This window comes from [Clostridium] saccharolyticum WM1 (genome assembly GCF_000144625.1).
Lineage (GTDB): Bacteria > Bacillota > Clostridia > Lachnospirales > Lachnospiraceae > Lacrimispora > Lacrimispora saccharolytica.
In genome coordinates, this window is the sequence record NC_014376.1 from 2,165,970 (window position 1) to 2,188,155 (window position 22,186).

General features: G+C 44.1%; 20 protein-coding genes. 1 reads left to right on the forward strand and 19 read right to left on the reverse strand.

All coding sequences use genetic code 11. The features are described from left to right. Window positions 1–486: 486 nt before the first annotated feature. The 4 genes from CLOSA_RS10180 to CLOSA_RS10195 form a co-directional block, all read right to left on the reverse strand. Window positions 487–1,737 carry an MFS transporter gene (locus CLOSA_RS10180; protein WP_013272681.1) on the reverse strand — a complete coding sequence of 417 codons (1,251 nt, stop codon included), beginning with the start codon at window positions 1,735–1,737 and terminating at the stop codon, window positions 487–489. A 299-nt stretch (window positions 1,738–2,036) separates the two neighbouring features. Beyond that, a complete protein-coding gene (locus CLOSA_RS10185) occupies window positions 2,037–3,560 on the reverse strand; it encodes an LCP family protein (protein WP_013272682.1) in 1,524 nt (507 codons plus the stop codon). A gap of 96 nt (window positions 3,561–3,656) precedes the next feature. After that, complete coding sequence (locus tag CLOSA_RS10190; protein ID WP_013272683.1) at window positions 3,657–5,270, reverse strand: NlpC/P60 family protein; 1,614 nt, start codon at window positions 5,268–5,270, stop codon at window positions 3,657–3,659. A gap of 101 nt (window positions 5,271–5,371) precedes the next feature. Continuing rightward, complete coding sequence (locus CLOSA_RS10195; protein WP_013272684.1) at window positions 5,372–6,229, reverse strand: Cof-type HAD-IIB family hydrolase; 858 nt, start codon at window positions 6,227–6,229, stop codon at window positions 5,372–5,374. A gap of 536 nt (window positions 6,230–6,765) precedes the next feature. Here CLOSA_RS10195 and glmS point away from each other — a divergent pair. Next, a complete protein-coding gene (glmS, locus tag CLOSA_RS10200) occupies window positions 6,766–8,583 on the forward strand; it encodes a glutamine--fructose-6-phosphate transaminase (isomerizing) (RefSeq protein ID WP_013272685.1) in 1,818 nt (605 codons plus the stop codon). Between the two features lie 72 nt (window positions 8,584–8,655). Here glmS and CLOSA_RS10205 read toward each other — a convergent pair whose 3' ends face one another. The 15 genes from CLOSA_RS10205 to CLOSA_RS10275 form a co-directional block, all read right to left on the reverse strand. Continuing rightward, entirely contained in the window at window positions 8,656–9,870 is a 1,215-nt protein-coding gene (locus CLOSA_RS10205) for a phosphopentomutase (RefSeq protein WP_013272686.1), read from the reverse strand. Between the two features lie 25 nt (window positions 9,871–9,895). Further along, window positions 9,896–11,059, reverse strand: coding sequence for an alanine racemase (locus CLOSA_RS10210; protein WP_013272687.1), 1,164 nt, complete (start codon window positions 11,057–11,059; stop codon window positions 9,896–9,898). Further along, window positions 11,060–12,154 carry an aminotransferase class V-fold PLP-dependent enzyme gene (locus CLOSA_RS10215; protein ID WP_013272688.1) on the reverse strand — a complete coding sequence of 365 codons (1,095 nt, stop codon included), beginning with the start codon at window positions 12,152–12,154 and terminating at the stop codon, window positions 11,060–11,062. Window positions 12,155–12,167: 13 nt separating this feature from the next. Continuing rightward, window positions 12,168–13,037 (reverse strand): phosphotriesterase family protein, encoded by an 870-nt coding sequence (locus tag CLOSA_RS10220; protein WP_013272689.1) that lies wholly within the window; start codon window positions 13,035–13,037, stop codon window positions 12,168–12,170. A gap of 55 nt (window positions 13,038–13,092) precedes the next feature. After that, complete coding sequence (locus tag CLOSA_RS21735; RefSeq protein ID WP_013272690.1) at window positions 13,093–14,076, reverse strand: amidase family protein; 984 nt, start codon at window positions 14,074–14,076, stop codon at window positions 13,093–13,095. A 12-nt stretch (window positions 14,077–14,088) separates the two neighbouring features. Beyond that, window positions 14,089–15,399, reverse strand: a complete 1,311-nt coding sequence (locus CLOSA_RS10230; protein WP_013272691.1) for a YhfT family protein — start codon at window positions 15,397–15,399, stop codon at window positions 14,089–14,091. 5 nt (window positions 15,400–15,404) lie between these two features. Then, window positions 15,405–15,773: a DUF2620 domain-containing protein gene (locus CLOSA_RS10235; protein ID WP_013272692.1), complete on the reverse strand. Its 369-nt coding sequence runs from the start codon at window positions 15,771–15,773 to the stop codon at window positions 15,405–15,407. 66 nt (window positions 15,774–15,839) lie between these two features. Beyond that, window positions 15,840–16,199 carry a PRD domain-containing protein gene (locus tag CLOSA_RS10240; RefSeq protein ID WP_013272693.1) on the reverse strand — a complete coding sequence of 120 codons (360 nt, stop codon included), beginning with the start codon at window positions 16,197–16,199 and terminating at the stop codon, window positions 15,840–15,842. A gap of 59 nt (window positions 16,200–16,258) precedes the next feature. Next, complete coding sequence (yhfZ, locus tag CLOSA_RS10245; protein WP_013272694.1) at window positions 16,259–17,194, reverse strand: GntR family transcriptional regulator YhfZ; 936 nt, start codon at window positions 17,192–17,194, stop codon at window positions 16,259–16,261. A 178-nt stretch (window positions 17,195–17,372) separates the two neighbouring features. Next, window positions 17,373–18,014 (reverse strand): cytidylate kinase-like family protein, encoded by a 642-nt coding sequence (locus CLOSA_RS10250; protein ID WP_013272695.1) that lies wholly within the window; start codon window positions 18,012–18,014, stop codon window positions 17,373–17,375. Between the two features lie 115 nt (window positions 18,015–18,129). Further along, window positions 18,130–19,044, reverse strand: coding sequence for an RluA family pseudouridine synthase (locus CLOSA_RS10255; protein WP_013272696.1), 915 nt, complete (start codon window positions 19,042–19,044; stop codon window positions 18,130–18,132). Beyond that, window positions 19,041–19,559, reverse strand: coding sequence for a signal peptidase II (gene lspA / locus CLOSA_RS10260; RefSeq protein ID WP_013272697.1), 519 nt, complete (start codon window positions 19,557–19,559; stop codon window positions 19,041–19,043). Before lspA ends, CLOSA_RS10255 begins: the two co-directional genes overlap by 4 nt. Before the next feature lie 10 nt (window positions 19,560–19,569). After that, window positions 19,570–20,658: a 3-dehydroquinate synthase gene (aroB, locus tag CLOSA_RS10265; RefSeq protein WP_013272698.1), complete on the reverse strand. Its 1,089-nt coding sequence runs from the start codon at window positions 20,656–20,658 to the stop codon at window positions 19,570–19,572. 174 nt (window positions 20,659–20,832) lie between these two features. Further along, window positions 20,833–21,351, reverse strand: coding sequence for a cell division protein SepF (locus CLOSA_RS10270; protein WP_013272699.1), 519 nt, complete (start codon window positions 21,349–21,351; stop codon window positions 20,833–20,835). 132 nt (window positions 21,352–21,483) lie between these two features. After that, window positions 21,484–22,179, reverse strand: coding sequence for a YggS family pyridoxal phosphate-dependent enzyme (locus CLOSA_RS10275; protein ID WP_013272700.1), 696 nt, complete (start codon window positions 22,177–22,179; stop codon window positions 21,484–21,486). Window positions 22,180–22,186: the final 7 nt, after the last annotated feature.

The window sequence follows — 22,186 nt, forward strand, 5'->3', positions numbered from 1 at the left end:
CTTATAAGCTGCAAATCAATATAAATTTACGCACTTTTATCTGTGGTTAGCAAAGCGGAATTTTTCAAAGTTTTATTAACACTGACTTAAAACAACAACATAAAATATAATCTCGTGCTTCTTTCAAAGAACAGAAATAATAGGCTGCATTATCAGTATTATCTTCATGCAGCCTAATTTTCTGTTCATGAATACGAATGCAAAGATTTTGATGATGCCGAATCCGGTCTCACTACTTAATACTTTATAATAACAAAATTGAGTGCATGTAATTTTCTGGTATCTGTATCTATCAATATTATCATAGCATAAGATGGAATATATTACAAACTTTTGAATGAAATGCCATCCTTACGATTGCCTTACCATCAGCCATGATACAGAAAAAGCTCCATGTGGAAGTAAAAATGGATGCTGCTGCCAACATCAGTCAGCGAAGCAGCATCCATTTATTTTTTTGATATAAAAAGATTTAAATAAAATATACTATGTATCTATACTCAAATGATTGGTATCCTTATTAATATCACAGTTGCGCACGTTTGGTACGGCAAGACATAACATAGCTGCAAATAATACAATTCCACCTGAAATTAAAAACCATTTTTCAACGCCATAGTTTTCTGCAAGGACTCCGGATACAGACAGTCCTATGGGACCGCTGATTAATCGTATACTGCTGGATAGTGACATGATCCGTCCTAAGTACTTTGCTTCAAAGCTGCTTTGTAATAATGGGGTATACATTCCCCAATAAAACGGACCTGAAATTCCCATAAAGCAGGAACATACAACAAACGCTTTAAAATAATTGGGCGGCAAACTCCCAGAAACAAACAAACAGAGACTCATTAGCAGAAATGAGCCGATGATTGTGTAGATTCTGTTTTTTGTTCCGCCCCATCTGCCTAATATGATGGATCCGATCAGCAGACCAATGGAAAACACAACCTCAACAATACTTGCATTTGTGCTGGTTCCCTTAAAATATGACATGCTCATTAGGGGGAATAATGCACTGGTTGGCATCAGGGCAAAGGTGTAAAGAGAGCCGATCAGCACCAGACCAAGCATTCCCTTATTTGTCCGAAGTATTTGAAACCCTTCCTTTGCTTCTCGTAATAGCTGTAATTTTCCGGTATTTTCACTTTGATACAATTTTGGGATTGCTGTAATTGTCAGGGTGAATACTGCTATCAATGCCCCGATCACATCTAAAAAGATGATCCCGCTTAAACTCCATGACTGATAAAGTACAGCCGCTGCCACCGGACTTAATACTTGTGTAACAGACTCTAAGGCTTGAGAATATCCGGAACATTTGGTTAATTGATCCATTGGTACAATTTGAGGAGTTACTGCCTGCAAACAAGGTGTATGAAATGCTGAACCAATTGACCGAATCAGCAAGACCAGCAGAATTAGCTCTGTTGAAAGAGCTCCTGTCCAACCTGCTATAACCATGGCAAAACTGGCGGCTGAAATCAAAAGATCCGATATGATCATTATTTTCTTTCTGCTATAACGGTCAATAAATACTCCGATTACCGGACCAAGAATCCCCTGGGGTAAAAAGCCCATCAGCATGGAAGCAGATAAAACAAGAGCTGAACCGGTTTTGTCAGTTAAATACCATATGATTGCAAACTGAAGAACAGAGCTTGAAAGATGGGAAAAAGCCTGTCCGGTCCATATGATTATAAAATTTTTCTTCCATCCTTCCATCGTTCCAGCCATGATAAGAATCTCCCCTATCCTTTATAAAATAGTATTATATCTGTCATATTGATCTATGTCAATGTGTAATTGCCATTGATATAGAACATTAGCAGAAAAAGGCTATGTTTGTTAGTTGTTTATGTTAAAATTTTCCTCTTTTATGTTAAATGACTCAGTGTGAATTTGCTGCATGTAAAAAAGATAAACTGCAGTACATCATGCGGTCCTGCAGTTTATCTTATTATAACTTTAATGCAATGATAAGTCCGGGTAAAAAACCATAAAACCTATAAAAAACCATAAAAACCTATAAAAAACTATTCAATGCCTGGACCGACTTCTTCATCAGCAGCACCGGGACCTGTTTGGTTTCCCTGATTTTCTTGAACTTCCTTTTCCGGTTTTGTTTCTTTAGTCTTTTCTTCTTGCGTTTCTTTTGTTTCCTTGATATTAGCACCCGGACCTACCAGACTTCCATCATCGTTAGTGGGCGGTTCCGTACTCTCCTCTACTGCTTCAGCAGTTGTCTCCTTCGTGCTCTCCATGGTTGATTCTTCTACGGTTGTATGAGCAGAAGGTTCTGTTTGTGCAGGTGCGGTCTCTTTTGGAGCGGAAGAATTTTCCTTCTTCTTACCGCCGGAACCTCCGCCTGAGGGAGCATTCTTCCCAGGCTCAGAGATGCCGCTTTCCTGAGAGATCTTATCACTGATCTTTTTTACAGCCGAAGACGGGGAATGATTCTCTTTGTTATATAAAAACTGATGGAGCTGAATGACATTGCTCTCCAAGGTAGTAGGTATAACACAATCCATTTTTCCAATCTTCATGGTGGTGCGTGAAAACGGAAAACCTGTTGTTTCTCCTATATGGTATTTGCTGATGCCTTTTGCTATGGACAGGACATCATTCATACCCACACTGGTGGAAATCTGCGGAAATACAGCCGTAACCAGGGTGCTTAGCGTACCAAAATCAGCTTTTTTCGCTTTCTCCATAGCAAGGCTCACCACCTTGCGCTGCCGCTCTGTCCGGTTGAAATCCGTATCCATGAGGCGGAGTCTTGCATAGGCCACAGCTTGTACCCCATCTAAATGGTTCATCCCGGCTTTCTTTAACTGATAAGAGCCGACTCCGGTGGATTTCACAGTTTCCGTAATAAAACCATTGATATAGGCAAATTCTGAATCGGTAATTTCCAGATCCACCCCGCCCAGAATATTAATGGCATCAGCAACGGCCTTCCAGTTAAATGTAGCATAATCATCTATGTTTAGATCCAGATTTTCATTTAATGCCTCAACCGCCTGTTTATGTCCGCCTTTAAAATAAGCTTCATTGATCTTGTGATAGGTTCCTTTGCTGTTGATCTTTAAATATGTATCCCTGTATACCGATACCAGTTTTATTTCGCCTGTAGCCTTATCAATGTTACAGATCATTTCCACATCGGATAAAGCGCCCTTTTCCAGACTTCCATCTCTGGAATCCACGCCAAAAACTGCAATGGTCCAAAAACCCTTCTCATGGGTGCGCTGCTTCAATAAGAAAAATCCTGCAAACAACACCAGAGCCAGTATTACAAGCTCTGTGAATATTACCCGTTGCTTGTGTTTGCGTTTTCGCTTTTTATCCGCCTTATGTCTGGCGTTGTTTTGAGGCCCGTTATAACGAACACGTGGGTTTCTTCCGTCACCTGTACTATAATAGGTCCTATCCCCTCTCACCGCCTGCTCCGGACGCTTTCTTTCCGCCGGATGTGCTCTGTCTGTGCTCCCGGCTTTTTTGCTTCCTTCCCGCCTTTTGCGGGCCCGCATGCGGTCTAATTCATCCTCATAATCCATGACCGAATAATCAATCCTTTCCAATCTGTTCTTTGGCAGATCTTATCTATTCTATCAGAAATCACACCGTAATTTCTTGCTTTTCTCTTAATTTTATCAGTCAATCAGCTTTCTGCAGTATGGCCAGTTTGCCTCCATTGTGGAAATTGTAACATTGTTGGCCAAAGCACTGGATTCGTGTATCACCGTCATGCTTCCGTTGCTTTCCCAGGAGAGAAACATGACCACATGAGCATCATCTCCTGTTTTTAAGATGATATCGCCAGGCTGTAAGTCCTTTCTCTGGGCAGGGCTGCCGCAGGAAACCAGGCCTCCCGTACTCTCCCAGGACAGCCGTTTGTTAAGGGCGGACCAATATACCCAGCTAACCCAACCGGAGCAATCCAGCCCTTTCATGGAACGGCCTTTTTCATCCGGTGTTACCAGAGATCCAAAATGATTCTTTTCATAGCCGGCAGATGCAGGCTTTCCGCCCCAGTAGTAGGGAACTCTTCCCACGGAGGACAGTGCATAATGGATCAGTTTTTTCCGGTCTTCGGAAAGACCTTCCGGAAGGCGGTTCATATACCGGTCGATTTCTTCGTAGGAAAGAGGATTCGTAATAAATGAAGGGGAAAGAGTCAGGCCGTAACACTCTGCCCAGTCCTGCTTCGCCAGTTCTGAAGCAAAGGTTTTATTTTCTTCCGTCCAGCCCTGCCAGCTGCCTTCAGATATTGTCTCATTTCCAACGGCATCAAGGGCAAATAAACCCTTCATAGGGTCTGCCAGTCCGGCAATCACTGCTTTCACATGAAGGTCTGCGTGTCCGGGACAGACAGAAGGCAAAGCGGCTTTCGTTTCAGCAGGAGATTCTGTTTCCAAAGGTTCAGATATTGCCGCTGCTGCCTCTCTCAGCGCAATGCCAGGGCCAATTTCCTTTGAAGGCTCTGTTTCTTTCCCCTTTTCGGTATCACCAGCCGTATCTGCATTGTCTGAAGCGGTCTCCGGACCGGCAGAGGATTCCGGATTACACTCCATTCCTGCCTGGGCAGGTGTGGCTGCCTGTTCTGGCTGTGTGGCCTCTGGTTTCTCTTCCAGAGAACCGCCGCAATCATAGACCTGACTGATGGAATACTGGAAGCTGTGGGAGCTTTCCCAAAGCTTCACCGCATATTGAATAAAAGCATCATAATCTCCTGGAGCGGTATAATAAAAATATGTATTAGCCATAGCCATAATATCCTGAATATTGGATTGAGGAGAAATCATTCTTCCCTTTTCATCATAAAAGGCGATATCAATTTTATGAAAGGAAATCCCTTTCAATGAATCTGAAGGTATCCCAAGCTTTTTTGCTATCTGCTCAGGGCTCTCATTCGCCAGTTGGTATATGGATGCCAGCCACTCCGAATCCTTGCGGGAGAGAACCTCTGCTGCCTCTGCACCCAGGCTTTTTTCCTGGCTGTCACCCTCTCCATATAGAAAGGCTAGGTTGAATGCAGTAAGGGAAGGAATATAAGAAGCAGGTGCTTCTGCTGCCACTGGTACTGCTGCTTCCGTAGAATCTTCTATCATGGTTTTGGCCGGAAGTGGGAATTCTGCTTCCGGTAAAATCTTAAGTCTATCGTAAGGGGAAGAATAAGATTGGGAGCAGGTGCAAAGGCATGCACTCATAAGAGCTATAAATAAGGCGGCTGATAGCTGTACTCTGACCGTTTTTTTCACTTTCATGTTATCGTTCCTGTCATTTTTTCTAGATAAGAACTATAGCATAAACCGCAGTCAAAATACAGAGAAAAAGATTTAATAGTTTATTAAGATTGGTGAAAGATTTAACAGATTGCGGCTGCATCAGAAAGGATCAGGGCGTCTATGGCAGCGGCAACTCCGTCTTCGTCGTTGCTTCTGGTGATAAGCCGCGCCCTGCGTTTTATCAAATCAGAAGCATTGCCCATGGCAATGGTATATCCTAAAGGAAGCTTAAGCATGGAAAGGTCATTCTCACTGTCTCCTATAGCAAGAATTTCTCTGGGAAGGATTCTGGCATCTAGTGCATATTCCATGAGAGCAGTCCCCTTTTGCGCCTTCAAATGGGTCAGCTCTAAATTGGTAGGAGCCGAGGAAGCCACAGAGATTCCATCCTCTTGTTCCAGTGAAAAACGGATCTGCTTTAAGACTTCCGGGTTTTCATGGACAACAGACATTTTATAAATATCCCGTGAGGAACCTAGAAGTGCTTCTTCCGTGGCAAAATGAAACCGTGCCGCAATGGTCTCATAAGTATGCTCTTCGGAAATCATAGGCAGAAAAATCTTATCTTCAAAGCTTTTTCGGAATTCTTCCACACTTGACGTGGTATAGCTTCCATTATCTGTCATAAAATCATAAAGAACGGAAAACGGTCTGCAGAGGCTGAGTATGCGTTTTACCTTATTTTTAAACAGAGGCTGTTTTAGCAGCGGTCTTCCGCTGCTGTCATAAACGGCAGCGCCGTTCATACAGATAACGTCACAGGAGATTCCGGCTTCCTTTAATGGCTGGGAAGCGTCTGCATAGCTTCTGCCTGTGCAGACTACAAAATGGATGTTTTTCCGCTTAAGAGCTTCAATGGCGGCAATGTTTCGGATGGAAATCTTTCCAAACCGGTTTAAAAGAGTTCCATCCATGTCAGATGCAACTAATCGTATCATATTATTATTTTCCTTTCTTATCTGCAATTTCTTTTGCAATATCTTGTGGAATCATGACTTGTCATAGGATCCCTGTTCCTTTCTGCCTCTCTAGATTTATTTTAAAGAACTGATGTAAAATGAAAAAGTAGCTTTTCGTAAAATGATTGTAAATCATAGTATTGACGCACAAACAATCAGAGGCTATAATAAACTAGATTTATGAGGGAGGCATAAATAATCATAGCAAAGCTAAGCGCCATGCACCTGATGATACGATCGTGAACATTTTTCCAGTGAAAAATGGTATCAAAGGTTAACGAGGTGAAGGGTTATCGAAGATTCGGCGGATGCCCTTCCATGCCCCTCCGGGCGTGTATCCTACGTGAAATATGCGGGTAACTGCAAAACAAACGCGTTGGAACCGGAGACAATAAAGAATTTGAGATTAGAAAAAGCTGCCGCTTTTAAAATAGAGGCCAGACAGCTTACTTTTGATTGTTATTTTTAAATACAAGCGCAGTCATAAAATGAAAATGTAAGGAGATTACAAAATTATGTGTGGAATTATTGGATATACAGGACCTTTGGACTCTAAAAAAATATTAATTGACGGATTGTCCCAGTTGGAATACCGGGGATACGACAGCGCAGGCATTGCCCTCTTTATGGAGAATTCCCATATTCGTCTGGTCAGACATATTGGGAAAGTATCAAATTTAAAGGAAGAATGTAAAAAAATCACTACAGTATCCCATTGCGGTCTTGGGCATACAAGATGGGCCACCCATGGAGGAGTGACAACCCAGAATACTCATCCCCATCAGGCAGGACGGGTCACCCTGGTTCATAACGGCATAATAGAAAACTATCATCAACTGACTTTGGATTTTCATTTGGAAGGAAAACTTCGGTCCGAAACCGACAGCGAGGTTGCTGCCTGGGTTTTGGAAAGCATCTACCAGGGAGATCCTGTGGAGGCTATTTCAAAATTTACCTCCTATTTGAAAGGTTCTTATAGCTTTTGTGTGATGTTTGAAGATCATCCTGGTGAGATTTATGCCATCCGAAACGTCAGCCCTCTGGTAGTAGCCTATACCCGGTCGGGATCTTTCGTTGCATCAGATCTAACGGCCCTCATTCCTTATACCAGGCAGTATTTTGTGGTTCCAGAGGACCATATTGTGAAGCTCACCTCCTATAAGGTCCATCTTTATAACCTGAAACGGCAGGAAGAGGTTCCAGAGCTGATGGAAGTAAACTGGAACATGGATGCTGCCATGAAAAACGGATTTCCTCACTTTATGCTGAAGGAGATTCACGAACAGCCGGAAGCTCTTAAAAACACCATATTGCCCCGCCTGGTAAAAGGACTTCCGGACTTTGGAGATGACGGCATACCGGACACTGTGTTAAAGCAGTGCAGACAGGTTCATATTGTAGCATGCGGGACTGCCATGCATGCAGGAATGGTAGCCAGAGCTCTTATGGAACCGTTATTGCGGATTCCAGTTATGGTTTCCATTGCCTCCGAATTCCGCTATGAGGAACCCCTTATTGATGACAAGACCCTGGTGATCATTATATCCCAATCAGGAGAAACCATAGATACCCTGGCTGCTTTGCGGCTGGCAAAGGCCTTCGGCGCTTCCACTCTTTCTGTGGTCAATGTAAAGGGCTCCACCATAGCCAGGGAAAGCGATTATGTCTTTTATACCCATGCCGGCCCGGAAATTGCAGTTGCCAGCACCAAGGCATATTCTGTTCAGTTGGCTGCCCTTTATATGGTATGCTGCCGGATGGCCCTCGTCCGGGGGAATTATAGCCATGAAGAAGCTGAGGATTTTATAAAAAAACTCCTTGATGCCATTCCAGCCATGGAAGCTATGATTGAAAAAAGGGATGAAGTAAAGGCTTTGGTGACCCATTTGATAAATAAGCCGGATGCCTTTTTCATCGGACGTGGACTTGATTATGCATTTTCCCTGGAGGGGGCATTGAAATTAAAGGAGATTTCCTACATCCATGCAGAAGCCTGTGCCGCCGGGGAATTAAAACACGGGACCATTGCTCTTATTACGGATCAGGTGCCCGTTATTGCCATAGCCACCCAGGAAAAGGTTTTTTCTAAAACCATTTCCAATATCCGGGAAGTGAAGGCAAGAGGCGGATTTGTTATTTTGCTGACAAAGGAACGAACAAAGGTAGAGCCTGGAATCGCTGATGCTCAGGTCAGTATTCCGGAAATCGGGGATAAGTTTACAGTATTTCCCATAGCGGTTGTACTGCAGCTTATTGCATATTATGCGTCTGTGGGAAAGGATCTGGATGTGGATCAGCCAAGGAATCTGGCTAAATCTGTTACCGTTGAGTAAATTCACATAAAAAACAGGAGGTGCGGTCATGGCCGTTTTCCTCCTGTTTTTTATGGCTTAAACTTAAGAATATCAATCTTTTAGAAATGGCAGAAAGGATTCTCCGTTTTCCGGAGCACCTGTGCCAAAATAATCACAGACAGTTGCTCCTATGTCGGATAAGGTATTTCTCTGACCCAGGCACTTTCCCTGAATTCCCTTTTTATAGACCAGAAGTGGGACACGTTCTCTGGTGTGCTTGCTGTGGCCGATATTGGGATCATTTCCGTGATCAGCCATAATGACCAGAATGTCCTGGGATGTGAGCTCCGGTAAAAGCCTGCTGACCCCCTGGTCCGCAATTTCCAGAATCCTTTTGTATGCGAAAGTGGACTGGGAATGTCCGGCCAGGTCAGTTTCCTGTACATTGGTACATAAAAAGCCATGATTCAAGGCTTTTGTTTCCTGGAGCGTAAGATCCATCACTTCCTGAGTTGGTACACAGGATATGCTCCGTCCTCCTTCGTTTGATACAATGTCTGCCACCTTTCCAATCAGGGTGCAGTCAAAACCTGCTTTTGTCAGAATCGTTGGGGCCTGGACCTTCTGGTCTACTCCATATCCTAAATGTCTGCACTGATAGCCCTGTTCGTAGGATTTTGATTTTGCAGACGCAATTCCGATGAAACGGTCCTGCTTTACTTCCTCTGCATTCCAAAGGTCTTCCATCGTATTGCCCGTTCCGCCAAACACGATCACCCGGCCTACCGTTACTACTTCCCTTACCTTTTTGGCGATGGCATATTCCTCTTCAAAGGAGATCAGATCCAAAGGAGCCGTAACGTTATAGCACATCCCTAAGTCTGCTTCCAGATTATCGGCTACGGTCACAAAGCGGTCTACCAGCAAATAACGCAGTCCCTGCCGTTGGATAAATTGTACCTGGTGTCCGTTTGCTTCCAGATGTTTCTTTACTGCTTCTGCTTTTTCCTGAAAGGGATGTACTTCCGGTTTTTTGGGGAGAGTTCCCATAATTTCCTGATGCCCCATAAATGTATCCGCTCCAAAATGCATAAGTCCGCAGCTGCCGAAATTTGCTTCCGGGGAGAATTTCATGAAGTCACTTTCCTCTCCGTAGGCATTCATAAGTCCCAGCTTTTCCAGCGCCGGAAGCTTTAAATCGGGGTAGTCTTTTAAAATACTTCTAAGGGTGTTGGCATTTTCATCTCCCGGCCTTGCAAGGCGGGCATCTTCCATGGCTCCAATGCCGAACCCATCCAACACGATGACAATCAATCTTTTTTTCAAATTTTGCCTCCTAAAAAATCAAGCACTATGATTCCATCTTTTTCCCCATGCTGTCATATATCCCTACAATCTGCGGCTTTTTCTTTTTCAAACCTTCCACCAATACGACATCCGACCGGGTAACAAACATCTGGTAACGAAAGGCCATGACCACAGTATCTCCTACCGCCCCTTCTTTTGTCAGGCCGAAATGGTAATCAATGCTTTCACTGGTAGGCGGAATAACACCCATTTTTGTATAATTGTCAAAGCTGGTTCCAACCAGGGCAGATTTTACATGGGAACGCCTGTAGTAGCCGCCGCCGAAACAATAAGCCTGCCCCTTGAAATTGTGGGATATTTCACTTACATAAGTAACACAGGGGACTTCTGCCAGCATTTGGTCTGCGTGCAGGGGAGTGGTTCCGGTCAGACCATGGCCAGGCTCAGCGCAGTTTCCGCCCAGCTCCCTGATCTTGTTCAAGGTGTAGGTGCAGGAAGCTGAAGGTGTATTAATAATGGATAAAAGAAATCCCTGCTTCTTTAATATCTCCGCAGCCTGTTTCACAGTCTCCATATTTCCGGTCGGGACCAGATCATGGGAACCTTCATCATATAAGAAACAGGGGAAAGAAGTGACACCCACAATCCTTACACAGGGATACTGCGTTTTGATCCGATCTGACAGATCCTTGATTGCGTCCAGATGGAACCCCGCTGTCTGTCCGGAATAGACCGTATCCTGATCACTATAAACACGAAGAACAATCTCCTGCAATAAACCAAGTTTTTTTGCCGCTTCATGGATCTGGCTGATCTTCTCTTCCGAGTATACGGTGATCATCCGGGGACGGTATGCCACCATTGCCTCTATCTGGGCGGCTGGAATCTGTACCAGATGTCCGGCGTTTGCGATTGGAATCCGGTGATCCATCATCACTTTGGCTTCCTTATAATCCACCACAACGGCTCCTTCATAGCCTAAGTCCACCAGCTTCCCTGCCAGATACGGATTTCTTCCTGCCTGCTTCAGCATAAAAAACAGCCGGATCTCTTTTTTCTTTGCTTCGTTTAACATAAAAAGTGCATTTTCCAGGAAAGTATCCACGTCGATCACATAAGAATCTGGTTGGATCTGACCGCTTTGATGAAGGTCAAAGGAGGCTTTGATCAGTTCCGGGTTTCGTTTTAAGGTCTGCTCTAAAAACATTTATATCACTCTTTCTATTGCGTCTTTTATAATGCGTAATATGGTATCCGCCCCGGAACGCATGGGATTGATACGGATCATTCGGCTTTCCAGTGCCGGATCCGCACTCCGGAAGGTACCGGATATCCGGTAAAACATGGGAACCAGCTCATATTTAGATTCTGCACCAACCGGATTTGGAGCCGCCCCCAGCTTTTCGGCTTCAATCAGTACCTTTTCTGCAATATTCTCATGAAACTCCACCAAAAGTACCTTTGATTGGGCATTGGCCAGAAATGCCTGCTTTACTTGAGGGATCTCACCCGCATTCAGCCGCTTGACACATTCTTCATTGACCTGGGCCTGGATGGCCAGAGCCACCGGCGCATAGACCAGGCCATGGAGTACATCCAGGGCTTCATGGCCCTGAACCTGCATTCCCCCGGAATAACTTTCTTTCACAAGCTTATCAATATAGCGTGACTTTCCCACAATCACACCGACGCCTTCCGGGCCTAACAGCTTAAATGAGGAAAAGCAGGAAAGATCAGCGCCGCACTGGATACCGATCCTGCTTACTTTCATGGCAGCATAGTTGTCATCGGTCAATATGGGGATTTCGCTGCACTCCTTAATAACTCTTATCACCTGGGCCAGGTCGTAGCGGTCATCAGGTTTTTGTCTGGTGTATTGGATGAGCGCTCCCTTTATATCATTGTTTTCTTTCATCACCCGGCATATATCCCCCGGATCATTGTAATCAGCCTCTATTGCAGGAATGTTCAGCATTTCCAGAGATGAAGCAGTGGTGGTGTAAACGGGTGCCTTGTGCACCAGGATCTTTTCCCCAGGCCGTAACATGCTGTGAAGTCCCAAACGTATGGCACCGCTGCCGGCCCCTCGTACCAGAATACAGGACTCTCCGTCAAATAAATCTCCAATCACCTGCTCTGCTTTTTTTGTAGTTGTTGGCTTGTTAAGCCCTGGAACAACTCCTAAATCTCCCCTGTTTAAAATTTCACGGCCGCTGAATTTTTTTGTGATACAATCAATCACTTTAAATTGCAGCCTGGCAGCCTCCTCCACGGAGATGCTGGATAAGGGATAAGTCTCCATCTTCCATTCCTCCTTAGTTCAGTATCCGGTCCGGGTTATCAATCAGCAGCATATCAATTTGTTCCTCCGATAGTCCATATTCCCGAAGCATGGGAAGAAAGGTCTCAAAAAGATAGGCATAACCCGGCCCTCCCCATTTTTTCAAATGGGATTTTCTTGTAATATCCATCGATAATACCACCTGACCCAGAAATCCTTCTTTTGCGATTTGTTTTAATGTTTTTCCGCGGAACCGGTCAGGACAGTAATTATTTTTTCCCACCGTATCAAATCCAATGTTAACCCCTTCCTTCAGAACCGAAAGAATGTAATCAGGATCCTGGGAAAGGTCCATATGACCGATGATAATCTTTTCTGGCTTTACCCCGGCTTTTATTAAATATTCTGCCTGCTCAAGAGCCAGGGTTCCCAGAGTGGTATGAGTGGTGACAAGGGCACCGGTTTGCACCGCTGCAAGAGCCATGGAATCAAACACCTTTTTTTCCATAGTTGTCATGAAACCCTTGCTGGTTCCAAACTCTCCGATAACCTTTGCCTTGATGCCGGAAGCTTCGATTCCTTCCGTCATCTCCTTCTCCACCAGTTTTGCCAGCTCCATGACAGACATGGAATACACAAAATCAGGAAGAAACGGCTCTTTATAAAAACCGGTGGCCGGAAGTATTTGGATTCCGGTAGCTTTTTCCATTCGGCTTACGTAGTCCGGATTCCTTCCCATCCCCATGTTGGTCACATCCAGAATGCGCCTTACCCCCAGCTGATACAAAGTACAAAGCTCCTCTTTTGTTTCCTCGAAGCAGTCCAGTCTGCAATCCGGGTCCTTTTTGACCCCCGATAAATCGATGGTAATGTGTTCATGCATCATGGTATAACCTTTTTTCATATCTTGCCTCCGAACGAATCATTTGGTATGCCTGTATATTAAAAGCTTTTCTTTTCTAGAAATACATATCATAATTCATAAAGTACCGCTCAATCAAACGGGATCTGCGGCAGGTCATTGATCTGGCTTTTTGAAACATTGCCTTGATGTCCTCTTTTTTGCTTTCGCAGATAAAAACGGTACAGCATCCAAGTTCCTTTGCAGGAATGGTCAATGCGGATTTCCCGCACATGGTAACCACCCTCATCAGTCCTTTACCTGATTGAGCCTGGCACCGCTCGGTTTCCTTATCAAAGTGTCCGTAAATACTATCCCCCATGGCATTTACATCCACAGGTCCTTCCCTTGAAATCAGGATGGTTCCAGGACCTGAGATTTTATTTAGGTAATCGATCAAGGGTTCCCGGTTTCCATAAATATCCGGCCGGCCTTCCCTGGGAACCTCTCTCCACTCCCAACCGGTATCCCATTCCGGGGATTCCTCTTTCATTTTTATTTCAAGCAATGGATTTAAAACCTGTTCCAGGGTTTTTAAATCTCTGGTGATGGCTCCTATGCTGGGAGTAAACAGAATTCCATCTGTGGAAGGTCTTGAAAACTGCTTCGTATGATCCTGCTCAATTAAGGGGGAGAGGAACCCATAAAGATGGAGGGCAGCGGCAGGTGCCAGTACGCTGCCGCCCCCGTCTGTACCGATTCCGGCATCATTGATTCCATAAAATACATTGAGAGCGGTACCGCTGCTGGAACCGGTCATCCATTTTCCCGTTATTGGATTGATAAGCTGCAAATCCACCGCTCTTCCGCCCAACGCCATTTTATCAGCGGTATGAGGTAAAAATCCTCTTTCTCTTAAACGCTCCTTTAGTTTTACAGGAATGACCGGGGTATCCTTGATTCCGGTATACCAGGCAAACCCATGTTCCTCAAGGGTCGGGGCAACCAGATCAATGATCCGGGGATCTACTTTGTTTACGGTGCCATAAGGATTTTTAAGTGCTAAAAATGTTTTTTTTGCATAAATTTCGATTTTTTCCATAACTTGCCCGGATTATTTAGGTACCGGAACTGCAATAAGGCCGATGATGAGAAGCAGATTCAGCAGTACCCCGAAAATAATACACGCCACTGGCCCTACAGCCAGGTCTACAATCGGTTTTTTCGCTTTCTTATTCAACAGGAAAGCTCCGATTACAAACAGTGCTCCGATTCCGGTATATCCGGAAGAAGCAGCTGCCATTTTTTCGGCAGCTACAATACCTCCTGCCAGCAAACAAATTTCCAAAACCTTGTTCATGGAGGTTCTTACATACTCTCCCATATCCTTTACTCCCGGGAATTTATCCATGTATTTTGCAAAAATGTTAATAAGAAAAATCTCAGCAATCATGACAGCGAATCCCAGAGCAAAAGCGATGATGGGATTTCCATGGAGAAACAGTCCGACTACGAACACAAAGGTACAGCCGGCTACCCCATATACACCGGTAACGATGGCTGTAGTAAATACCAAAGGAATAAAACCAATGGCTCTGGCCAGTGCGGTCAGGCCTGCGTTGCTGTATTCCCGGCTGGCCAAAAGAGCCAGCGAAGCGGGATCGCCGGCGATCATGGAAAGGCTGGTTCCGGCTGCGATCAGACCGCCCATGATGGCAAGCAGCAGCCAATTTTTACGAATACGTAAAATATTGCCTTCAAAGCCCTGGGTAAGTCCCTCGTTGGTATGTTCCGTTCCTTTCTGCTGAGCGGCATAAAGAATCATCATAATCATTCCTGCAAGCATAGCCATGCCTTCTGCATTTAATGAAACCTTACCGGCACCGATGGCAAAAGTACCGAACTTTTTCACAAGAAAATATACCAGAAGAGTTACAATTCCTGTGGTCATGCCCTTTTTAAAACCATGCTGATACGCAATGCCCACTGCCGGGAACACAGCGAAAGCAACCGTAACATAGCCGGAAACACTTCCTAAGTCACTGGTAAAGTTATATGGCATGTAACTGAACAATTTCACTACAAACTCCAGGCCCGCCAGAATGGCCAAACCATAGGCGGCACCGATGGCTGCGGAAAGTATCATCCCGTTCCTGCTGTTATTACAGAAGGATCCGATGATATCGGTAGTCAGCAGCAGACAATGGATCAAAATAATGCTTGCTGCGATGGATGTGGGGATACCAAAACCAATGACCAGGCCAAAGCTGATGGCAAAACTCATGGCTGCCAGTTCTTTCCGGCTGATCTCTCCGTTAAAATACTGCCCCACAATGGGACGGAAACCGTCATTAAATACTGCAATCCCCTGATTAGACAAAACGGAAGCCAATGCTCCGATCAATGCGATAACTATATATTTCATACCTGTTAAACCCCCTCTTTTTCCATAATTGCCTGCAGCAGAACCGGAAGGACCTCTTCTTTGTGCTGCGCTGTAAACCCAAAGGCCTTTTTGCCCTTTTGAACCTCTTCTCTGATAAAATCTGCGCTCTTAATCATTCCAGGCATGGAAATCGTAGAACAGAGCCCGGAACCCAGCATGGCCATCGCCATAGCCAGTGCACCGCCGCCTCCGGTATTGCAGGCCCCCACATAATAATCATACTTCCCGTTTTTTACCCCCAGAGCTGCGTCTAAATCCCCCTTGATCTCAATCTCTGCCCTGTCATGCATCTGCAGGGCTGCCAGCCTGGCAATTTCTTCCTTGTCAATCTGACCACCAACCACAATCTTCATTGCTGCTATCCTCCTTTTTATCCTTGTATCATAACTTCATAAAGACCATTTGGTCCTGATACCTTTTTATAAGAGCAGATTGCATAGATGAACGATCAGGAAATCCCCCTCCGTTTCCGGGAACGGAATATCCGTTTCCTTTAACAGCTCATCTTTTAATTCAACAGCTCTTTGGTAAACCGGTTCCTTTTTAATACCAAGAAGCAGAGTGTCATCCAAAGGGTGTTCCTCCACACCATCTAAAACCCTCTGTCCTGCCATCGCAAGATGGGTGATGAACATTGCAGCCTTATCCTCCACCGTTTCAGGCTTTTCCTCCAGAATCCGCTCCACTGCAATTCTTGAAAAATCAGCCACTCTTTTGCAAATGACATGGTTTTCCTCCAAAATATCCAGACGTTGGTTTAGAATTTCTTTTAAATCCATTGGATTTCCTCCTTGATTGAATATACATTATTTTGTACTTTACTTCAAAAGATTTCCCTTTAAAAATAGGGCTCTCTTTTTTTCTCTCTTACCTCATTGATGATTTCTACAACCTTTGGTACACTGATATACTTTTTCAGCAGGCTTTTTAAATACTCCTCTTCTTTTCTGATAACCATAACCGCTGTCGAAAATAGATTGTTATATTCAAAATTATCTAAAAATACCACATTCAATGATTCGTGCTTGTGCTCCTGGATATCATCATAGTTCCATACACCGGCATCGATGATGCCATCCATCAAGGCGTTGACCGTCTGTTGGGCCCGGATGGGGACCAGGGTGACTTTTTTGCCGTGTATAATATTTCTTGTAATGCAGCTTTGGTCAATGGAGCTGCTGTCATATGCGATCCTCATACCATCCTGAATGCTGTCATATCTGGAATCTGACATGAGAAGCACATGCCTGGAAAGGAAGCTGCCGGGTCCAAAATTTATGGCTGCTTCAATCTGCTTTCCTTCTTTTATGGATTGTTCCGCAGCATACTGGGAGCAGACTGCAAAATGATAGGTCCCTGATTCCACCAGCTCAATACGCCCCACGGCACCTCTTGCGTAAGCCATGTTAAAGTTAAGGGGTGCGAACTGAAGGTACATAGCCGTAGCGAAGCCCTCATAGGTCACAGAATAAGGAAGGGGCATAATTCCAAGAATTTCTCTTCGCATGCAGTTTTCCTGAAGCTTTTTATAATCGATCTCTTTGATGCAGGTTCCCTGATGCCCATGATTTTCCAAAGTTATGGCATTGCACTCCTTTAAACAGGCAAATGCGTTTTGAATGGTCCCCCTGGACACCCCAAATTTATCCTGGTATTCTGAGATAGGCAGAACCCGGTCCCCAGGGTTCCTGGACATCAGATCCAGTGCCAAAAGATTTTTTACCACACCTATTTTCTGATATAGTTTTCCGGCTTCCATACAGTTGTTGTTCATGGGATCACTCTCTTTTATCAATTTACATTATTTTGTATATTCAAACAATATCACAGAGTTTGTGCAATGTCAACAATATATTTTACTGCACTAAAATTTTCTGTACAGGAAATACAAATTTACAAATAAAAAACGGACATTCCCTCATATGGCTGAAATGTCCGCTTCTTTTTATCCATTACTGGTTCCCTTTATTCCACTCCATCTTTGCATCTACAAAATTGCGGATCAGTTTTACGGTCCCATCCACACCTATGGAGCTCCGGTTAATGCAAAGATCGTAGCTTCTTACATCTCCCCATTTCTTATTGGAATAATAATTATAATAGCTGGATCGTTTTTTATCTGTTTTGACCATAATATCCTTTGCTTTGGTATCATCTACATGATAAAGTTCTTTCAAGGACTTGATCTTATCATCCTCTTCGGCTGTAATAAATACGGACACAAGGTTTGGGTAATCCGCCAAGGCATAATCAGCACATCTTCCTACGATGACACAGGACTCTTCGTCCGCAAGCTGTTTGATGGTATCAAACTGTGCTAAAAAAATCTTATGGTTTATGGGCATATCCATGTAACCAGAGGTAGTAAATCCCATGGAATAGGTATCCATTACCAGGGAATACAGAAAACTGTTGGTTGGCTTTTCATCGTGGGTCTGGAATAATTCTTCACATAACCCGCTCTTTTTGGCTGCAAGTGCCAGAAGTTCCTTATCATAGCACTTAATCCCCAGTTCCTCTGCCAATTTCTGTCCGATGATTTTTCCAGAACTTCCGCATTGTCTCCCAATCGCAATAACTAAATTTCCACTCATATAGACAGCTCCTTCCAGTTATCTTATATTTATATTATACATCGAAAATTCTGAAAAATCTATAATTAAAATTTAATTTAACAGTTTTTTAAGAAAAAATCTTTTCGTTCGTTTTCTAAGTTGTCCGTAATATTCTTAATAAATCTTCAAAATAATCTGGAAGTGGTGCTGTGAATTCCATGTATTCTCCTGTCCTGGGATGTATGATTCCCAGAATTCCGGCATGAAGGGTCTGTCCTGTTAGGCGGAACGGGCATTTTGACGGGCCATAGACGGAATCACCTAAAAGGGGATGTCCAATGCTTGCCATGTGAACGCGGATCTGATGCGTCCGTCCCGTTTCAAGCTGGCATTCGATATAGGTAAACTGCTTAAACCGCTCCAGGACACGGTAATGTGTCACTGCTTCTCTTCCATTTTTTTCGTTGATGCTCATCTTTTTACGGTCTACAGGATGGCGTCCAATGGGGGCATTGACGGTACCCTCATCCTCCTTTAGAACCCCGTGTACAATGGCGGCGTATTTCCTGGTAATGGAATGCTCCTTCAGCTGCTCAGAAATGGAACTGTGGGCCATATCATTTTTACACACAATAAGAACCCCGGTTGTATCCATATCAATCCGATGGACGATTCCAGGGCGCATAACTCCATTTATTCCAGACAGCTCACTGCGGCAATGGGACATGAGCCCATTGACCAGGGTTCCGCTGTAATGACCTGCAGCAGGATGGACCACCATCCCTTTTGGCTTGTTAATGAGAATGATATCCTTGTCCTCATAGATGATATTAAGGGGGATATCCTCCGGTTGGATTTCTGGTTCCTTACTTTCAGGAAAAAACACGGAGATCCTGTCTCCTGCATTTACTTTATAATTGCTTTTTACCGGTTTTTCTTCCACCAGTACGGACTGCTCCTTTAAAAGCTTCTGAAGATAAGAACGGGAAATGTCCTGGCACCGGTCGGATAAATACCGGTCGATCCTGACTCCGGCCTCTTCCGGAGCCACTACATATTCTTGCTTCAATCCTTCCCCTCCTTTTTAGGAAAAGATAGACAGGATAAGTCCTCCTCCTTGTAATAAATAAGAAAAAGAAGCATAAAAAGAGACATGGAAACCGTAACATAACAATCGGCAATATTAAAAATCGGAAAATTGATCAGCTTAAAATATAGAAAGTCCACAACATAACCTCTGGTAAATCGGTCGATCATGTTTCCCACAGCACCTGCCGACAGAAACATGGCAATCAGATGCAGGGGCAGATATTTTTTGTCTGCAGGCATGCGGCTAACGGCAAAAGCAGCTCCGGAAAGCACTGCCAAGGCCACCAGCAGAAAAAACACCTGTTTTCCCTGAAGCATTCCAAACGCTGCTCCCCGGTTTTCTGAATAAAGAAGTTCAAATACTCCGTCCCAGATTACAAAGGGTGCCCGGTTCATAAGATGCTTTACCGCAAGAAGTTTTGTCCATTGATCCAATCCAATGGAAAGAATGAAGCCGATGATCATACCAATGATCAGTTTTATTTTTTGATTCATGAATTACTCCTTAAGCTAAGATATGGCGAAGCCCTTCTGTCATTTCAGCTTCGGTAACGGTCTTGTTAACACAGGCTTTTCCGATCTGCTCCAGCAGAATAAAACGGACGGTACCGGAATCCATTTTTTTATCACTCCTTGTAGTGAGGACGATATTTTCCGGGGAAAGTCCGCTCACCGTAACAGGCATTCCAAACGCTTCCATTACCGATAAAAGCCTTGAAAGCTCTTCCGGCTGGATCATCCCTCTATTGATGGATATTGCCATGGCAGCGATACAGCCAAGCCCTACGCAGTGACCGTGCATCAACCGGAAGTCTGAAAGCTTTTCAATGGCATGGCCCAAGGTATGTCCCAGATTTAAAAGAGCCCTTTCCCCTTGTTCCGTTGGATCCTTTTCTACTACTTCACGTTTGATTTGGTTGCTTACAAGCACCAACTGGCTTAAAACAGTGAAATCCCTGTTCTGGATTTCAGTTGCGTGTTCCATCAGCCATCGGTAATAAGGCTCGTCTTTGATCAACCCATGCTTGATAATTTCTCCCATTCCTGACGAGAACTGTTCTTCTGACAGGGTCTTTAAGGATGCGATATTGGTATAAACCAGTTTGGGCATATGAAAGGCTCCTACCATATTTTTGTAGGAGTCAAAATCAACACCTGTTTTTCCCCCGATGCTGGAGTCTACCTGGGACAGCAAAGTGGTAGGCACCTGGATAAAGGATATTCCCCGAAGATAAGTGGCGGCCCCATAGCCGCACAGATCACCCACAACGCCTCCGCCAAGAGCCAGCAGATAATCTTGACGGTCAAACTGCTTTAAAATAAGAGCCTCATATAAGTTTTTGACTGTATCCAGATTTTTATTTTCTTCGCCTGCCGGAAAGATAAAATGTTCTGCTTTTCTGCAGCAGGAAGAGACGATGGATTCAACTTCCTCAAGGTAAAGGGAAGCTACATTGGAATCCGTGACAATACAGATCTTGCGCTCTTCTAAGTTCAGCTTTTTTAATTCTTCCTTTAGCCGGCCAAATCCAGCCTCCATGACAATCTCATAAATTAAGGTACCGTTCATGTGTACCGGAATTCGATTTCCCATGATATTTTCCTCCTGCGTATGATTGATATTCCTATATCATGGAAGAAAGCAAACAATCTTCCTAAACGCTCCTAACATTGCAATGCTGCAACGATTTGAGGAAGCGTGAAATGTGGAAAATCGTCTGCTTGTACCATTCAAAGAAACGTATGAAAATAGTTTATAAAAGATCTGTTACAGGCGTAAATTCATTCCACCCATATCAAGGCTTCCGTTATTCAACAGGTCCTGGAAATCACCGGAAAGCTCCACGGATTCCGGTGTTGCTATGAATATGTAATTTGATATCTTCTGCAAATTACCATTCATAGAGTAAGTGGCTCCTGAGGTAAAGTCGATGATTCTCTGGGCGACTTCCGTATGAATTCCCTCCATATTAAGAACAACAGCCTTTCCGGCCAGCATATAATCGCAAATTTCCTTTGCATCTTCGATGGAGGTAGGTTTTACCATAGATACCTCCATGCTGCGGGTCTGCTTCATAGGTACAACCTTTGGAGAACGGGACAGAAAACGGGGTTTTTGCTCATATTCCTCTTCATCCTCATAGAAGTCTTCTTCATTCTTCTTTGAAAAAAGAGTCCTTTTCGCAGGTTTATCGCCTTCATCCTCGTAATCATCATCTAAATAGTAATCGTCATCATCTGTATCATTTAAGCGCATGCTATCCATCAGTTTGCCTAAAATGCTCATACTTCATTCTCTCCATTCTTATGCCATGATCCCTAAGCCGGAATAAGCCTTCCCAGGTGTCCGGGCATATATTCTCACTAAATTCATGCCCGATCATATAAAGCAGGATCTGCTCCGCATCGCTTGCATTTATTAAGTGTTCATATAATATCTTGTACCAAAAATTCCGGTACCGACTCTTACCAGGGTAGCACCTTCTTCTATAGCAACTTCATAGTCTCCGGTCATACCCATTGAGAGCATATTCATATTAACATTATCAATGTTTTTGCTTTGCATGTCAACATAAAATTGCCTTAATTTTTTAAAAACTGGACGATTTTCCTCAGAATTTTCTACAAAAGGTGCAATAGTCATAAGACCTTTTATCCGAACATGGGGAAGACTGGCGATTTCACGGATAGCGCTTTCTGTGCCCTCCAGCTTAAACCCATATTTACTATCCTCCTCTGCTACATTCACTTCCAAAAGAATATCCGCAACCAGGCTTTTTCTGGCAGCTTCCTCTTCGATCTGCACCGCCAGCCTGACGGAATCCACACTGTGGATCAGCACCGCTTTGTCAATAACCTGCTTTACTTTATTTCGCTGCAGATGTCCGATCATATGCCACCGGATATCTTCTGGCAGGGCTAAATGCTTTTCACACAGCTCCTGTACTTTATTTTCACCAAAATCCCGTACGCCGGCAGAGTATGCCTCTGATATCATGGCAGAGGGCTTTGTCTTGCTTACTGCAATCAGGGTTACTTCTTCCGGATTTCTTCCCGCTCTTTTACAGGCAGCTGACATCCGGCTCTTCACTTCTTCCAGGTTTTCCTTAACCAAACCAATC

Coding starts and splice junctions, on each gene's coding strand:
- CLOSA_RS10180 (WP_013272681.1), bottom strand. CDS start 1,737: ATGGCTGGAACGATGGAAGGATGGAAGAAAAATTTTATAATCATATGG.
- CLOSA_RS10185 (WP_013272682.1), bottom strand. CDS start 3,560: ATGGATTATGAGGATGAATTAGACCGCATGCGGGCCCGCAAAAGGCGG.
- CLOSA_RS10190 (WP_013272683.1), bottom strand. CDS start 5,270: ATGAAAGTGAAAAAAACGGTCAGAGTACAGCTATCAGCCGCCTTATTT.
- CLOSA_RS10195 (WP_013272684.1), bottom strand. CDS start 6,229: ATGATACGATTAGTTGCATCTGACATGGATGGAACTCTTTTAAACCGG.
- glmS (WP_013272685.1), top strand. CDS start 6,766: ATGTGTGGAATTATTGGATATACAGGACCTTTGGACTCTAAAAAAATA.
- CLOSA_RS10210 (WP_013272687.1), bottom strand. CDS start 11,059: ATGTTTTTAGAGCAGACCTTAAAACGAAACCCGGAACTGATCAAAGCC.
- CLOSA_RS10215 (WP_013272688.1), bottom strand. CDS start 12,154: ATGGAGACTTATCCCTTATCCAGCATCTCCGTGGAGGAGGCTGCCAGG.
- CLOSA_RS10220 (WP_013272689.1), bottom strand. CDS start 13,037: ATGAAAAAAGGTTATACCATGATGCATGAACACATTACCATCGATTTA.
- CLOSA_RS21735 (WP_013272690.1), bottom strand. CDS start 14,076: ATGGAAAAAATCGAAATTTATGCAAAAAAAACATTTTTAGCACTTAAA.
- CLOSA_RS10230 (WP_013272691.1), bottom strand. CDS start 15,399: ATGAAATATATAGTTATCGCATTGATCGGAGCATTGGCTTCCGTTTTG.
- CLOSA_RS10235 (WP_013272692.1), bottom strand. CDS start 15,773: ATGAAGATTGTGGTTGGTGGTCAGATTGACAAGGAAGAAATTGCCAGG.
- CLOSA_RS10240 (WP_013272693.1), bottom strand. CDS start 16,199: ATGGATTTAAAAGAAATTCTAAACCAACGTCTGGATATTTTGGAGGAA.
- yhfZ (WP_013272694.1), bottom strand. CDS start 17,194: ATGAACAACAACTGTATGGAAGCCGGAAAACTATATCAGAAAATAGGT.
- CLOSA_RS10250 (WP_013272695.1), bottom strand. CDS start 18,014: ATGAGTGGAAATTTAGTTATTGCGATTGGGAGACAATGCGGAAGTTCT.
- lspA (WP_013272697.1), bottom strand. CDS start 19,559: ATGAATCAAAAAATAAAACTGATCATTGGTATGATCATCGGCTTCATT.
- aroB (WP_013272698.1), bottom strand. CDS start 20,658: ATGGGAAATCGAATTCCGGTACACATGAACGGTACCTTAATTTATGAG.
- CLOSA_RS10270 (WP_013272699.1), bottom strand. CDS start 21,351: ATGAGCATTTTAGGCAAACTGATGGATAGCATGCGCTTAAATGATACA.